Source organism: Streptomyces endocoffeicus (assembly GCF_016741935.1).
Lineage (GTDB): Bacteria > Actinomycetota > Actinomycetes > Streptomycetales > Streptomycetaceae > Streptomyces > Streptomyces endocoffeicus.
The window spans coordinates 908084-924915 of sequence record NZ_JAERRG010000001.1 but is presented as its reverse complement, the minus strand read 5'-3'; the positions used below and the strand labels follow the sequence as shown (position 1 = coordinate 924915).

The 16832-nt window shown below is 72.4% G+C and carries 2 protein-coding genes; both read left to right on the top strand.

Annotation, left to right across the window (positions count from 1 at the left end):
• Positions 1-2 precede the first annotated feature (2 nt).
• Positions 3-10358: a type I polyketide synthase gene (locus tag JK364_RS03860; RefSeq protein WP_201847487.1), complete on the top strand. Its 10356-nt coding sequence runs from the start codon at positions 3-5 to the stop codon at positions 10356-10358.
• Between the two features lie 53 nt (positions 10359-10411).
• On the top strand, positions 10412-16726 hold the full coding sequence (locus tag JK364_RS03855; protein ID WP_201847485.1) for a type I polyketide synthase: 6315 nt from the start codon (positions 10412-10414) through the stop codon (positions 16724-16726).
• Positions 16727-16832 lie beyond the last annotated feature (106 nt).

Here is a 16832-nt window from a genome sequence, read left to right as displayed (position 1 = left end):
CAATGAACGAAGAGAAGCTTCTCGACTATCTCAAGCGGGTGACCGCGGATCTCCAGCAGACTCGCCAGCGCCTGCTCGAGGCCGAGTCAGCGGACCAGGAACCGATCGCGATCGTCGCCATGAGCTGCCGGTTCCCCGGAGGGGTGAACTCTCCGGAAGACCTGTGGCGCCTGGTGGCGGACGGCACCGACGCGATCTCGGAATTCCCCATGGACCGGGGCTGGGACATCGACGCCCTCTACGACGAGGACCCGGACCGTCCCGGCACCAGCTATACGACCGAGGGCGGTTTCCTGGAGAACGCCGACCAGTTCGATCCGGCGTTCTTCGGGATCTCGCCGCGTGAGGCGCTGTCGATGGACCCGCAGCAGCGGCTGCTGCTGGAGACGTCGTGGGAGGCGGTCGAGCGCGCGGGCATCGACCCGATGTCCCTGCGCGGCAGCAGGACGGGTGTGTTCGTCGGCACCAATGGCCAGGACTACTCCATGCTCATGCTCGGCGCGGCCGAGAGCCTGGAGGATGTCGAGGGCCACTCGGGCACCGGCAACGCGGCGAGCATCGTCTCCGGCCGGATCTCCTACACCATGGGTCTCGAGGGCCCCGCGCTCTCCGTGGACACGGCGTGCTCGTCGTCCCTCGTGGCCCTGCACCTCGCCGTTCAGGCGCTGCGCCAGCGCGAGTGCACGCTCGCGCTGGCCGGTGGCATCACGGTGATGTCCACCCCGTCGGCGTTCGTCCAGTTCAGCAGGCAGCGCGGCCTGGCGGCGGACGGCCGGTGCAAGCCGTTCGGCGCCGCGGCCGACGGCACCGGCTGGGGCGAGGGCGTCGGCATGCTGCTCGTGGAGCGGCTGTCCGACGCCGAGCGCAACGGCCACAAGGTGCTGGCCATCGTCCGGGGTTCGGCCATCAACCAGGACGGCGCGTCCAACGGTCTGACGGCGCCCAACGGCATCTCACAGCAGCGGGTCATCCGCCAGGCGCTGACCAGCGCCCGGCTGTCGGCCGCCGAGGTGGACGCGGTCGAGGCACACGGGACGGGTACGACCCTCGGTGACCCGATCGAGGCCCAGGCGCTGATGGCCACGTACGGGCAGGACCGGCCCACCGACCAGCCGCTGTGGCTGGGCGGCATCAAGTCGAACATCGGTCATACGCAGGCCGCCGCCGGTGTCGCCGGGGTCATCAAGATGGTGATGGCCATGCGCGAGGGCGTGCTGCCGAAGACGCTCCACGCGGAGGAGCCGTCGCCGCACATCGACTGGACCGGCGGTGCCGTCTCCCTGCTGCACGAGAGGGCCCCGTGGCCGGACCGGGACCACCCGCGCCGCGCCGCCGTGTCCTCGTTCGGCATGAGCGGCACCAACGCCCACACCATCCTGGAGCAGGCCCCGGAGTCCGAGGTGGCCGAGGCCACCGAGGCCGAGGTCACCGACGGCCCGGTGGCATGGGTGGTGTCGGGCCGTGGCGCCGAGGGGCTGCGGGCGCAGGCCGGTCAGCTCCGCGCATTCCTCACCGAGCGCCCGGAGTTGAGTGCGGCGGACGTGGCGCTCTCGCTGGCCACGACCAGGTCCGCCTTCGAGCACCGGGCCGTGGTGACCGGGACCGACCGTGCGGAACTCCTCCAGCGGCTGGAGGCGGTCGCCGAGGACACCTCCACGTCGAACGGCGTGGTGCGCGGGAGGACCGGCGACGCCAGCCGTTCGGTGTTCGTGTTCCCCGGCCAGGGGGCGCAGTGGATGGGCATGGCGGTGGACTTGCTGGAGTCCTCGCCGGTGTTCGCCGAGGCGATGGCCGAGTGTGAGACGGCCCTGTCGGCGTATGTCGACTGGTCGCTGACGGATGTGCTGCGTGGCGCCGAGGGCGCTCCCGGCTTCGACCGGGTGGATGTCGTGCAGCCGGTGCTGTTCGCGGTGATGGTGTCGCTGGCGAAGCTGTGGCGTTCGGTGGGCGTCGAGCCGGATGCCGTGATGGGCCACAGTCAGGGTGAGATCGCCGCGGCGTGTGTGGCCGGTGCGCTCTCGCTCCAGGACGCGGCCAAGGTGGTGGCGCTGCGCTCGCAGGCCATCGCGGTGGGCCTCGCGGGTCGTGGTGGCATGGTGTCGGTCGGCCTGCCGGTCGAGCAGGTCAAGGAGCGTATCGCCGCCTGGGACGGCGCGATCTCGGTCGCCGCCGTCAACGGTCCGGGTTCCGTCGTGGTCTCCGGTGACCCGGGCGCGCTGGATGAGATGGTGGCCCAGCTGGAGGGCGAGGAGATCCGGGTCCGCCGGGTCCCGGTGGACTACGCCTCGCACTCGGCCCACGTCGAGGCCATCCACGAGGAGCTGCTGAAGGTCCTCGCCGGTATCGAGCCGCGCGCGTCGGAGGTGCCGTTCTACTCCACGGTGTCCGGCGAACTGGTGGACACGACCGGTCTGGACGCCGAGTACTGGTACCGCAACCTGCGGCAGACCGTCGAGCTGGAGGCCACCACCCGGAGGCTGCTGGACGACGGCCACTCCGTGTTCATCGAGGCGAGCCCGCACCCGGTCCTCACCCTTCCCGTTCAGCAGACGGTGGAAGCCGCTGAGACACAGGCCGTGGTCGTCGGCACGCTGCGGCGCGACGAGGGCGGTCCGGAGCGGTTCCTGACCTCCGCCGCCGAGGTGTTCGTCCGTGGCGTCACGGTGGACTGGACCGCCCTGCTCGAGGGCCGCGGTGCCCGCCGGGTGGAGCTGCCGACCTACGCCTTCCGGCGTCAGCGGTACTGGCTGGATGTGTCGGCCGCCGAGGTGTCCGCCACCGCCGACGGCCTGGCCGCGGACGCGGTGGACGCGCGCTTCTGGGAGGCCGTGGAGCGCGAGGACCTGGAGGCACTGGTCCGCACGCTGGAGGTGGAGGACGAGGAGCAGCAGTCGTCGCTGACGGCGTTGCTTCCCGCGCTGTCGTCCTGGCGCCGTCAGCGCCGTGAGCAGAACACGGTGGACAGCTGGCGCTACAAGGTGGTCTGGAAGCCCCTGGCGTCCGCCACCGAGGCGGCCCTCTCGGGCGCCTGGCTCGTCGTCCTCCCCGCGTCGCACGCCGACGACGCCCTCGTCTCCGCCACGGTGAACGGGCTGGAGACCAGCGGCGCCGACATCGTCCGGGTGGTGCTCGACGAAACGGGCAACGACCGCTGGACCGTGGCGGAGCGGCTGCGGGCGGCGCTCGGCGAGGCCGGTGTGGAGCCCTCGGGCGTCACGGGCGTGTTCTCGCTGCTGGGCCTTGACGAGTCCGGCCACTCGACGTTCGAGGTGGTGCCCGCCGGACTGGCGACCATGGTGGCGCTGGTCCAGGGGCTGGGCGACGCGGGTGTGGTGGCCCCGCTGTGGTGCGGCACCCGGGGCGCGGTGTCCGTGGGCCGCTCCGACCGGCTGATGAGCCCGGCGCAGGCGATGGTGTGGGGCCTGGGCCGCATCGTCGGCGTGGAGTACCCCCAGCGCTGGGGCGGTGCGGTCGATCTGCCCGAGACCATGGACGGCCGCGCGGTGGCCCGTCTGATCGGAGTGCTGGCGGACACCGAGGGCGAGGACCAGGTCGCGGTGCGCGGCTCCGGTGTGTTCGCCAAGCGCATGGTGCGTGCCTCCGTGGCCGAGGACGCCGAGGGACTTGGCTCCTGGCAGAGCCGGGGCTCGGTGCTGGTGACCGGTGGCACGGGTGCGCTCGGTGGCCATGTGGCCCGCTGGCTGGCGCGTACGGGTGCCGAGCATCTGGTGCTGACCAGCCGCAGTGGCATGGAGGCCGAAGGCGCCGCCGAACTGAAGGCGGAGCTGGAGGGGCTCGGCTCCCGGGTGACGATCGCGGCGTGTGACGCCGCCGACCGCGAGGCGCTGGCCGCCGTGCTGGAGGCCATCCCGCGCGAGTTCCCGCTGACCGCCGTGGTGCACACCGCCGGTGTGCTGGACGACGGTGTGGTCGACGCGCTGACGGTGCGCCGTGCGGCCGGGGTGCTGCGTCCGAAGGTGGACGCCACGCGGAATCTGCATGAGCTGACCGCCGGGATGGACCTGTCGGCGTTCGTCCTGTTCTCCTCCGGGGCGGGCACGCTGGGCGGCCCGGGTCAGGGCAGCTACGCGGCGGGCAACGCCTACCTCGACGCGCTGGCGTTGCAGCGGCGCGCGGACGGCCTTCCGGCCACCTCCATCGCCTGGGGCGCCTGGGCCGGGGGCGGCCTCGGCTCCGGCGAGGTCGGCGAGCGGATGGACCGTTCCGGCATGGTCGGCATGGTGCCCGAGCTGGCCATCTCCGGAATGCAGCAGGCCCTGGAACTGGATGAGACGTTCCTGGTCATCGCGGAGATCGACTGGGACCGCTTCCAGCCGGACTTCGTCGGCTCACGTCCGAACGCGCTGTTCCGCGAGGTGCCCGACCTGAACCGCCCGGCCGCCGCCAGTGGCGAGGACGCGGGCGACGGCGACGACGCGATTTCCGCGCTGCGCCGGGAGATGGCCGAACTGCCCGCCGCCGAGCAGCCCAAGCTGCTCCTGGAGCTGGTGCGCAGCCAGGCCGCCGATGTCCTCGGCTACGACGGCGCCGACGCGGTGGAGGCCGACCGCGCCTTCCGTGACCTCGGCTTCGACTCGCTGACCGCCGTCGAGCTGCGCAACCGCCTCGGCGTGGTCACCGGCCTCCGACTGCCGGTCACCTGTGTCTTCGACTACCCGACCGCCACGGTGCTGGCCCGGTACCTGCACACCGAGATGTTCGGCGACCAGCCGGTCACCTCGGGCGCCGCCGCCGCACCCCAGCGGCCGGCGGGGCTCGACAAGCCCCTGACCACCGATGAGCCCATCGCCATCATCGGCATGAGCTGCCGGTTCCCCGGCGGGGTGCGCAGCCCCGAGGAGCTGTGGAACCTGCTGATGGCCGAGGGGGACGTGATCTCCGCGTTCCCCGACGACCGTGGCTGGGACATCGACGGCCTCTACGACCCGGACCCCGAGAAGTCCGGCACCAGCTATGTCCAGGCGGGCGGCTTCCTCGACGAGGTGGGCCACTTCGACCCGGGCTTCTTCGGGATCTCGCCGCGTGAGGCGATGGCGATCGACCCGCAGCAGCGGCTGCTGCTGGAGACCTCCTGGGAGGCGTTCGAGCGCGCCGGGGTCGACCCCGTGGCGCTGCGCGGCAGCCAGACCGGCGTCTTCATCGGCTCCAACTACCACGACTACGGCTCGCGCATCCTGAGCGACGCCGAGGGAGTGGAGGGGTACCTCGGACTCGGCAGCGCCCCCAGCGTCTCGTCCGGCCGTATCTCCTACACCTTCGGCTTCGAGGGCCCGGCCGTCACGGTGGACACCGCGTGCTCGTCGTCGCTGGTCGCCCTCCACCTGGCCTGCCAGTCGCTGCGGCAGGGCGAGTCCTCGGTGGCGCTGGCCGGCGGTGTGACCATCATGGCCACGCCGGGCACGTTCATCGAGTTCAGCGCCCAGCGCGTGCTGTCCTTCGACGGCCGGTGCAAGGCGTTCTCGGCGGACGCCGACGGCACCGGCTGGTCCGAGGGCGTCGGCATGCTGCTCGTGGAGCGGCTGTCGGACGCGCAGCGCAACGGCCACAAGGTGCTGGCCGTCATCCGGGGTTCGGCCATCAACCAGGACGGCGCCTCCAACGGTCTGACGGCGCCCAACGGTCCGTCGCAGCAGCGGCTGATCGAGCAGACGCTGGCCGGCGCCCGGCTGGTCTCCGCCGATGTGGACGTGGTCGAGGCCCATGGCACCGGCACTCCGCTCGGCGACCCGATCGAGGCACAGGCACTGCTGGCCACCTACGGCCAGGGCCGCCCCGAGGGGCAGCCGCTGCTGCTGGGCGCCATCAAGTCCAACATCGGTCATACGCAGGCCGCCGCCGGTGTCGCCGGGGTCATCAAGATGGTGATGGCCATGCGCGAAGGCACCCTTCCCAAGACGCTGCACGTGGACGAGGCCTCGCCGCATGTGGACTGGTCGGCGGGTGACCTGGAGCTGCTGACCGAGGCCGTGCCCTGGCCGGAGCGGGACCACCCGCGCAGGGCGGCGGTGTCCGCCTTCGGCGTGAGCGGCACCAACGCGCACACCATCATCGAGCAGGCGCCGGTCTCCGACGAGCCGGAGGCGCCACGGGCCGAGGAGGCCCCGGACACCACCGCGGCCCCGGTGCCGTGGATCCTGTCCGGCCGGACCGACGCCGCCCTCCGGGGTCAGGCCGAGCGGCTGCGGGACCAACTTGCCACCGCCACCGAAGAGTTCATGCCCACCGTGGACGTCGGTTATTCCCTCGTGATGACCCGGTCGCTCTTCGACCACCGGGCCGCGCTCGTCGCCGAGGACCGCGCGGATCTGCTGCGTGGCCTCGATGCCATCGCGAAGGGCGAGGCCGCGCCCGGCGTCGTACACGGCGTGGCGGGAGCGGCCGGCAAGACGGCGTTCCTGTTCTCGGGCCAGGGCGCGCAGCGCCTGGGCATGGGGCGTGAGCTGTACGACGCCTTCCCGGTGTTCGCCGACGCGTGGGACGAGGTCTGCGCCCACCTGGACGGTCTGCTCGACCGTCCGCTGCGGGACGTGGTGTTCGCGACGGAGGGCAGTGCGGACGCCGAGCTGCTGGACCAGACGGCGTTCACCCAGCCCGCGCTGTTCGCGGTCGAGGTGGCGCTGTTCCGGCTGCTGTCGGCGTGGGGTGTGTCCCCGGATGTGGTGATCGGCCACTCCATCGGTGAGATCGCGGCGGCGCATGTGGCCGGGGTGTTCTCGCTGGAGGACGCGTGCGCCCTGGTGGCCGCCCGTGGCCGGCTGATGCAGGCGCTGCCCGAGGGCGGCGCGATGGTGGCCGTCCAGGCGTCGGAGGAGGAGATCTCCGGATCGCTGGCGGGCCATGAGGCCGAGGTGAGCATCGCCGCCGTCAACGGCCCCACCTCCGTGGTCATCGCGGGCGACGAGGCACCGGCGCTGGAGATCGCCGCCGAGTGGGAGCGGCAGGGCCGTAAGACCCGCCGGCTGACGGTCAGCCACGCCTTCCACTCGCCCCGCATGGACGCGATGCTCGGCGACTTCCGCAAGGTCGTCGAGGAGCTGGCGTTCACCCCGCCGGCCATCGCCCTGGTCTCCAACGTGACCGGTCAGCCGGCCGGTGCGGACGAGGTGTGCTCCGCGGAGTACTGGGTCCGCCATGTGCGGGAGGCGGTGCGGTTCGCGGACGGTGTGCGGGCGCTCGAAGCGCAGGGCGTGTCCCGGTTCGTCGAGGTCGGCCCCGATGGTGTGCTCACCGCGATGGCGCGGGAGTGCCTGACGGCCGAGGAGCCTTCGGCTCCCGTCGTGGTGCCGGTGCTGCGCAAGGACCGTCCCGAGACGCGGGCGCTGACCACGGCGCTGGCCGAACTCCATGTGAACGGCGTCGCGGTGGACTGGGAGCGGCTCTTCACCGGACGCGACGCCCGGCAGGTCGAGCTGCCCACCTACGCCTTCCAGCGGGAGCGCTACTGGCTGGAGGCCCTGACGTCGTTCGCCAGCGATGTCACCGCCGTGGGGCTCATCCCGCCGACGCATCCGCTGCTGGGCGCCGCCGTCGAGCTGCCTGACGCGGACGGCTTCCTCTTCACCGGCCGCCTGTCGCCGCAGACCCACCCCTGGCTCGTCGACCACACGATCCAGGACACGATCCTGCTGCCCGGCACCGCCTTCCTCGAACTGGCCCTGTACGCCGCCGACCAGGTGGGCTGCGACCGGGTCGAGGAGCTGACCCTCACGGCGCCGCTGGCGCTGCCCGAACGCGGCGCGGTCCACCTCCAGCTGGCGGTGAGCGGGCCGGACGAGAACGGCGCGCGCTCGCTGAATGTGTACTCCCGGCTGGAAGTGCCCGGCATGGAGCAGCCGTGGATCCAGCACGCCTCCGGCCTGCTCGCCCAGGGCGGCGCGGCGGACGAGACCGGCCAGGCCGACCTCGCCGTATGGCCTCCGGAGGGCGCGGAGCGGATCGACACCGAGGACGCCTACGACCGGATGGCCGCGGGTGGCTTCGCCTACGGCCCGGTGTTCCAGGGGCTGCGGTCGGTGTGGATCCGTGGTGACGAGGTCTTCGCCGAGGTGCGGCTGCCGGAGGAGAACGCCTCGGACGCCGAGCGGTTCGGACTGCACCCGGCCCTGCTGGACGCGGCGGTTCAGGCCGTCATGTTCGTACCCCAGGAGGAGGCGGGCCTCGCCAGGCTCCCGTTCTCCTGGACCGGCGTGTCGCTGCGCGCCACGGGCGCCTCGGAGCTGCGGGTGCGCCTCGGCTCGCTCGGGCCCGACTCGATCGGCCTCACGGTGGCCGACACCAGTGGCCGCTCCGTGGCCACCGTCGACTCCCTGGTGCTGCGGCTCGTCGCGGAGGGGCAGATCCAGTCGGTCGGCTCCTCGGCGGGCGGGCATGACTCGCTCTTCCGGCTGGACTGGACCCCCGTCCCCGTCGGCGCGCCGGCCCCCGCCTCCGAAGGCACCTGGGCCGTGCTGGGCACCGACGACCTGGGGGTGCGCTCCGGCTTCGAGGCCGCGGGCGCGGACGTGGTGGCGTACCCGGATCTGGCCGCGCTGCGCGAGGCGGTCGACTCCGGGGCCACGGCGCCGGACGTCGTCATGGTGACGGGCGCCGCGGCGGCGGCCGGCATCGACGGCGGCGCGGACCTGGCGGGACAGGTGCGTGGCACCACGTACCGCGCGCTGGAGCTGGTGCGGACATGGGTCACCGACGAGCGGTTCGACGACTCCTACCTGGTGTTCGTGACCCGCGGCGCGATGGGCGCCCGCTCCTCCGACGAGGTGCGCACCCCGGCCGAGGCCGCCGTATGGGGCCTGGTGCGCTCCGCGCAGACCGAGCACCCCGGCAAGTTCTCCCTGGTGGACCTGGACCCGGAGGACCAGGGCGATGCGTCCACGGTGCTCCGGACGGCCCTGGCCGCCGAGGAGCCGCAGGTGGCCGTGCGCGACGGACGGGTGCTCGCGGCGCGTCTGGCCCGGGTGGCTCGGGCCGAGGACCGGCCCGAGCCCGAGACCACGCCGTTCGACGGCCGTGGCACGGTGCTGATCACGGGAGGTACGGGTGGTCTGGGTGCCTTGCTGGCCCGGCACTTGGTGGTGGAGCACGGGGTTGAGCGTCTGGTGCTGACGAGTCGTCGTGGCGCGGAGGCGCCGGGTGCGGCGGAGTTGGTGGCGGAGCTGGCCGGGCTGGGCGCCGAGGCGGAGGCGGTGGCGTGTGATGTCGCCGACCGTGCGTCGGTGGAGAGTCTGCTGGCGGGCATCGGGTCGGAGCGTCCGCTGTCGGCCGTGGTGCATGCGGCGGGTGTGCTGGACGACGGTGTGGTGGAGTCGCTGACGCCGGAGCGGGTGGACAAGGTGCTGCGTCCGAAGGTGGACGCCGCGCTGCACCTCCACGAGCTCACCCGCGACCTCGACCTCGCCGCCTTCGTGGTGTTCTCCTCGGCCTCCTCCAACTTCGGCGGCGGTGGCCAGGCCAACTACGCCGCGGCCAACGCCTTCCTGGACGCCCTGGCGCACCAGCGCCGCGCGCTCGGCCTCCCCGCGGTCTCGCTGGCCTGGGGCATGTGGGAGCAGCGCAGCGAGATGACCGGGGATCTCGGCGAGGCGGACCTCCAGCGCATCGCGCGGGCCGGGCTGAACGCGCTCAGCTCGGAAGAGGGCCTCGCGCTGTTCGACGACGCGCTCGGGACCGATGAGACCGTGCTCGTGCCGACCCATGTGGACCTCGCCGCCCTGCGCGTCCAGGCCCGCACCGGTGATGTGCCCGCTCTGCTGCGCGGCCTGGTGCGTGTCCCCCGGCGCCGGGTCACGGCGCCGGAGGCCGCGCAGACCGGCACCGGATCGCTGCGGGACCGCCTGGCCGGCCTCTCCGCGGCCGATCAGTACCGGGCTCTGCTGGACCTGGTGCGGGTGCAGGTGGCGACGGTCCTCGGCCATGGCTCGCCGGAGACGGTGGAGCCGGACATGGCCTTCAAGGACATGGGCTTCGACTCCCTGACCACGGTGGAACTGCGCAACCGGCTCAACGCGGAGACGGGTCTTCGACTGTCGGCCGTGCTGGTCTTCGACCACCCGACCCCCACGGCGCTGGTGGACCACTTGCGGGAGGAGCTCCTGCCGGACGGCGACACGGGGGAGCCGGTGGTCTTCGCCGAGCTCGACAAGCTGGAGCCGCTGCTCTCCAACGTGATGGACGACGGCGAGACCCGCACGAAGGTGGCCGAGCGACTGAAGGGGCTCCTGGAGAAGCTGGGCGAGGTTTCCGACGACGCCGACTCCACCGTCGAGATGGCCGAACGGATCGGATCGTCCTCCAACGACGAGCTGTTCGACTTCATCGACAACGAGCTCGGGCTGTCCTGAACCGGTCTCCAGCGCCCTCTGACCCTGACTGTAGAGAAAGTGACGGCAAAACAGTGAGCGAGACAAAGCTCCGCGACTATCTCAACAAGGTGACGACTGATCTGCACCGCACTCGTCTGCGCCTTCGGGAGGTGGAGGAGAAGAACCGGGAGCCGATCGCGATCGTCGCGATGAGCTGCCGCTTCCCCGGCGGGGTCAGCTCTCCGGAGGAGCTGTGGCGCATGGTCGCCGACGGCGCCGACGGCCTCTCACCGTTCCCGAAGGACCGCGGCTGGCACGAGGAGGTGTACGACCCGGACGCCGACGGCCGGGGCACGACCTATGTGAACGAGGGCGGGTTCCTGCACGACGCCGCGATGTTCGACCCCGTGTTCTTCGGGATCTCCCCGCGTGAGGCGCTGGCGATGGACCCCCAGCAGCGGCTGCTGCTGGAGGCGTCCTGGGAGGTCCTGGAGCGGGCGGGTATCGACCCGCAGTCCGTCAAGGGCACCACCGGCGGCGTGTTCATGGGCGCCGCCTTCCAGGGATACGGCGCGGCCGGCCCGATCGAGGCGGAAGAGGCCGAGGGCTATCTGGTGACGGGGCGGCTTTCCTCCGTCACCTCCGGCCGGGTCTCCTACGTCCTCGGTCTCGAGGGCCCCGCGGTGACGGTGGACACGGCGTGCTCGTCGTCCCTGGTGACCCTGCACCTGGCCGCGCAGGCGCTGCGCCAGGGCGAGTGCGACTTCGCCCTGGCCGGCGGCGTCACCGTGATGGCCGGCCCTGAGGCGTTCACCGCGTTCAGCCGTCAGGGAGGACTCTCGTCCGACGGCCGCTGCAAGCCCTTCGCGGCGGCCGCGGACGGCACCAACTGGTCCGAGGGCGTCGGCGTGCTGCTGGTGGAGCGGCTGTCCGACGCCCGCCGCCACGGCCACCCGGTACTGGCCGTGGTGCGCGGCTCCGCGGTGAACCAGGACGGTGCCAGCAATGGCCTCACCGCCCCCAACGGCACGTCGCAGCGCAGGGTGATCCGTCAGGCGCTCGACAACGCGGGACTCACCCCGGACGAGATCGACGTGGTGGAGGCGTTCGGCACGGGCACCTCACTGGGGGACCCGATCGAGGCGGAGGCGCTGATCGCGTGCTACGGCCAGGACCGGCCGGAGGACCGGCCGCTGTGGCTGGGATCCATCAAGTCCAACATCGGGCACGCACAGGCGGCGGCGGGTGTCGCGGGCATCATCAAGATGGTGATGGCCATGCGGCACGGCGTCCTGCCGAAGACGCTGCACGTGGACGAGCCGACCCCGCATGTGGACTGGTCGGCGGGGGCCGTGGAGCTGCTGACCGAGGCCCGGCCCTGGCCGGAGACGAGCCGGCCCCGCCGGGCGGGGATCTCCTCCTTCGGCATCAGCGGCACCAACGCGCACACCATCATCGAGCAGGCCACCGAAGCCGGGGAACCGGAGTCGGCCGGCTCCGAGGCCGAGGCTCCCCGCCCCCTCGCCTCCTCCGTCGTGCCATGGCTGGTCTCCGGCAAGAGCGAGGCCGCGCTGCGGGCGCAGGCCGAGCGGCTGTACGCCCATCTGACGGTCGGAGGCCCTGCCGAGGGCGACGATTCCACGGCGGCGTCCGTAGCGGACATCGGCTACTCCCTGGCGGTGTCCCGTTCGGCGTTCGAGCACCGCGCCGCCGTGATCGGCGAGGACCGCGAAAGCCTGCTGCGCGGCCTGCGGGCCGTGGCCCAGGGCGAGGTGGCCCAGGGCGTGGTCAACGGGCGGGCGGCGAAGGGGCGCAGGACGGCCTTCGTGTTCCCGAGCGAGGGGGCGCAGTGGGCCGGTATGGCGGTGGGGCTGCTGGAGTCCTCGCCGGTCTTCGCGGAGGCGATCGGCGAGTGTGAGTCGGCTCTGTCGGCGTATGTGGACTGGTCGCTGACGGATGTGCTGCGTGGGGTTGACGGTGCCCCTGGTTTTGACCGGGTGGATGTCGTTCAGCCGGTGCTGTTCGCGGTGATGGTGTCGCTGGCGAAGCTGTGGCGTTCGGTGGGCGTCGAGCCCGATGCCGTGATGGGTCACGGCCAGGGTGAGATCGCCGCGGCGTGTGTCGCGGGTGCGCTGTCGCTGGAGGACGCCGCGAAGGTGGTGACCTTGCGGTCGCAGGCGATCGCGAGGGGCCTTGCGGGTCGTGGTGGCATGGTGTCGGTCGGCCTGTCGGCGGACGAGGCCAAGGAGTGCATCGCCGCCTGGGATGGCGCGATCTCGGTCGCCGCGGTCGATGGCCCCGGTTCCGTCGTGGTCTCCGGTGACCCGGGTGCGCTGGATGAGATGGTGGCGCGGCTGGAGGACGAGAAGGTCGAGGTTCATCGCGTTCCGGTGGACTACGCCTCGCACTCCGCCCACGTGGAGGAGATCCGCGAGGAGCTGCTGAAGGTCCTGGTCGACATCGAGCCGCGCTCCTCGAAGGTGCCGTTCTACTCGACGGTCTCCGGTGAAGTGGTGGACACGGCCGGCCTGGACGCGGAGTACTGGTTCCGCAACCTGCGGCAGACCGTGGAGCTGGAGTCCACGACTCGTCGTTTGCTCGATGCGGGGCACACCGTGTTCATCGAGGTGAGCCCCCATCCGGTGGTGGCCCGGCCGGTGCGGCGGACGGTGGAGGCCGCCGAGGCGCGGGCGGTGGTCGTGGACACACTGCGCAGGGATGAGGGCGGGCCCGAGCGGTTCCTGACCTCCGCCGCCGAACTCCACGTCAGCGGCGTCGGAGTCGACTGGCGGAAGGCGCTCGAAGGCCATGGCGCCCACCGGGTCGACGTGCCGACTTACGCCTTCCAGCGCCAGCGCTACTGGCTGGACTCGGCTGGAGCCGTCGGCGACGTGGGATCGGTGGGCCTCAGGGCGGTGGCGCACCCCCTGCTGAGCGCCGCGGTCTCGCTGGCGGGCGGCGGCGGAGTGCTGCTCAGCGGGCGGCTGTCGCTGGCCACGAACCCCTGGCTCGCCGACCACGCGGTGCAGGGCGTGGCGCTGGTGCCGGGGACGGCCTTCCCGGAGATGGCCGCACAAGCGGGGGACCAGGTCGGGTGCGGCCGCGTCGAAGAGCTCGTGCTGGAGGCGCCCTTGGCGATGCCCGAGCGCGGAGGGGTGCAGATCCAGGTCGAGGTGGGGGAGGCCGACGCCCTGGGCCATCGCGACGTCAGCGTGTACTCACGGGTGGAGCCGGCCGACGACGAGGCCGACCTCGAGCAGCCGTGGGTGCGGCACGCTCACGGTGTGCTCACGCCGCCCGCCCCGGCGGCCTCCTTCGACTTCGCGAAGTGGCCGCCCTCCGGGGCCAAGCCCGTCGACGTCTCCGGCGGCTACGAGCACGCCGAGGAGTACGGGCTGCACTACGGTCCCGCGTACCGCGGGCTGCGGCGCGCCTGGAAGCGCGGCGACGCGGTGTTCGCCGACGTGGAGCTGCCCGAGGATCAGCGCGGCATCGCGAAGTACTTCGGTCTGCACCCGGCCCTGTTCGACGCGGCCCTCCAGGCGATCGGCGCGAACAACGCGCTGCGCGGAGGTGACGACGCGCCGAGCGCGGGGACTCTGATGCCGTTCTCGTGGCGGGGATTCTCCCTGGAGGCCGTCGGTGCCGGGGCGCTGCGTGTCCGGATCATCCCGGACGGTCGGCAGGCCGTGTCGCTGGCCATCGCCGACACCTCCGGCCGACCGGTGGCCTCCGTCGATTCCCTCGTTCTCCGGCCCGTGCAGGCCGCCGCGTTGCGACAGGTGGGCCGGACGGCCGGTGACGCGTTGTTGCGCATGGAGTGGACGGCGGACGCCGCGCAGCCCGCCGAGGGCGTGGCGCCCGGCTGGTGGGCGGTGCTGGTCGACGACTGCCTCGGCGTGGGCGACGCCCTGGAGGCGGCGGGCTTCTTCCCCGCCGACGTGTACACGGACCCCGCGGCGCTGAGTGACACCGTGGCGGCGGGCACGAACATGCCCGGAATGGTGGTCCTGCCGGTGGCCTCCGACGGCCCCGCCGTGGTGGACCAGGTTCACACCCGGGTCGGCGAGGTGCTGGAGACCGTTCAGTCGTGGGTGGCGGACGACCGGTTCGCGGACACTCCGCTGGTGGTGCTGACACAGGGCGCCGTTGACACCGGCGACGGTGTGACGGATCTGGCGGCCGCGAGCGCATGGGGCTTGGTGCGGTCGGCGCAGGCGGAGCACCCGGGACGGCTGGTGCTTGTCGACACGGATGATGTCGAGCGTGCGGTGGCACTTCTCGCGGGGGTGCTGGCCACTCGTGAGGAGCAGCTGGTGGTGCGTTCGGGCGAGGTCCGCCTGCCGCGGCTGGCCCGCTCCCTGCCCGCGGGCGACGCTCCCGAGCCGGGGGTGTTCGGTTCCGGTGCCGTGCTGGTGACGGAGGGCACGGGTGCCCTGGGCGGTTTGGTGGCCCGGCACCTGGTGGCCCGGCACGGTGTCAAGAAGCTCGTGCTGCTGTCCCGCAGTGGTGCGGAGACGGGCGGTGCGGCCGCGTTGCGGGCCGAACTGGAGGCCGCGGGCGCCCAGGTGGCCGTCACGACGGGTGACGCCGCGGACCGTGCGGCGCTGGCCGCGGTGTTGGCGGAACTGCCCGCGGAACTCGCGTTGAGCGCCGTGGTGCATGCGGACGAGGTGCTCGACGACGGGCCGTTCGCATCGCTGACCCGCGAGCGGGCGACCGCGGTACTGCGGGCGAAGGCGGACGCGGCCTGGAATCTGCATGAGCTGACCGCGGACATGGACCTGTCGGCGTTCGTGCTGTTCTCGTCGACCGCGGGTCTGCTCGGCGCGGCCGGGCAGAGCAACTACGCCGCGGCGAACGTGTTCCTGGACGGCCTCGCGTCGTGGCGTCGCACTCGAGGACTGCCCGGTGTCTCGCTGGCGTGGGGCCGGTGGGCCCAGGACAGCGGCGTGACACCGCCCGGGCGGGACGATGCGGCGGGCACCGCTCTGGCACCGCTCTCCGCCGCGGAGGGTATGGAGCTCTTCGACGCGGGTGTCATCTCCGACACGGCCGTGGTGGTTCCCGCCCGGCTGGACCTGGGCGCGCTGCGCGCCCAGGGCGCCGCGCTGCCCACCGTGTTCCGCTCCCTCGTCCCGGATTCCCCCGTCCGCCGAGCGGCCCGGACGGCGAAGTCCGAGGTGGACCAGTCCACCCAGCTGCGGCAGCAGCTGGCCGGGCTGTCGGAGGCCGGGACGGACGAGGTGCTTCTCGAAGTGGTGCGTACCGTGGCCGCCGCCGTGCTCGGGTTCGCATCGCCCAATGACATCGACACCGACCACGAGTTCATGGAGATGGGCTTCAACTCCACTTCCGCGGTCGAATTCCGTAACCAGCTCGCCGCCATCACCGGCCTCCGGCTGAACACCACTGTCGTCTTCGACTACCCGAGCCCGGGCGAGATGGTGGCTCATCTGCGGCCCCGGCTCGCGGCCGAGGCCGCGTCCGGTCCCGCCGCCCGCCAGGTCCAGGAGCGGCCCGGCCCGGCCGTTCCGGTCGCCGCGCCCGTGGCCGCGCCCGTTCCCCCGGCGCCGCAGGCGGACGCGTCCGACACCCTCGGCGCTCTCTACCGGCAGGCGGCGGAGCAGGGCAAGCACAAGCTCGGCATGGATCTGCTGGTGAACGCGGCGCGGATCCGTCCGACCTTCGAGGACCCGGCCGACTTCGAGGGGAACATCAGGCCCGCGCGGCTCTCCCGGGGCCCTGGGCGTCCCCGGCTGATGTGCTTCGCCTCCCACGTCGCCCTGGGCGGCGTTCACCAGTACGCGCGGTTCGCCGCGCTGTTCCGTGGCAACCGGGACGTGGCGGCCCTCGGCACCGTGGGGTCCGTCCAGGGTGAGCGCCTTGCGGCTACTCTGGACGCGCTGTTCCGCTTGCAGGCGCGGGTCGTCGCCGAGTATGCCGAAGGCGACCCGGTCGTACTGTGCGGCTCCTCGGCCGGGGGGATGTTCGCCCACTCGGTGGCCGCCGCCATGGAGCGCGAGGGCACACCGGCCGCCGGAGTCGTCCTGCTGGACACCTACCGTCCGGACACCACGAAGCTCGGCCAATTCGAGGACGCCTGGGTGGGCGAAATGTACGAGCGGGACGAGCTCGTCTCCATGGAGGGCGTCCGGATGTCCGCCATGGGCTGGTACTCGCATCTGTTGGCGCTGTGGCAGCCGCCGGAGATCTCGGTCCCCAGTCTCCACGTTCGTGCGACCGAGACGGTGCTGCGGACGGACCCGGACTCGGCGGCGCAGAACTGGCAGGCGGACTGGCCCGCCGATTCCACCGTCGACGTGCCCGGAAACCACTTCAGCATGATGGAGAAGCACGCGGACACCACCGCCCAGGCCGTCGAGGACTGGGTGGCCAACCTTTAGCGGCCACGCGCCCGCCCGGCACCGATGAATGCCGGGCGGGCGCCCACGCCGAAGCCGCGGTCGGCGCGGCACACACAGCTTTGACGCAGGGTCTTCCTTAAGGCAG

What these genes read in the sequence shown, in the direction of transcription:
- JK364_RS03860 (WP_201847487.1), top strand. Translation starts at nt 3, where the DNA reads ATGAACGAAGAGAAGCTTCTCGACTATCTCAAGCGGGTGACCGCGGAT.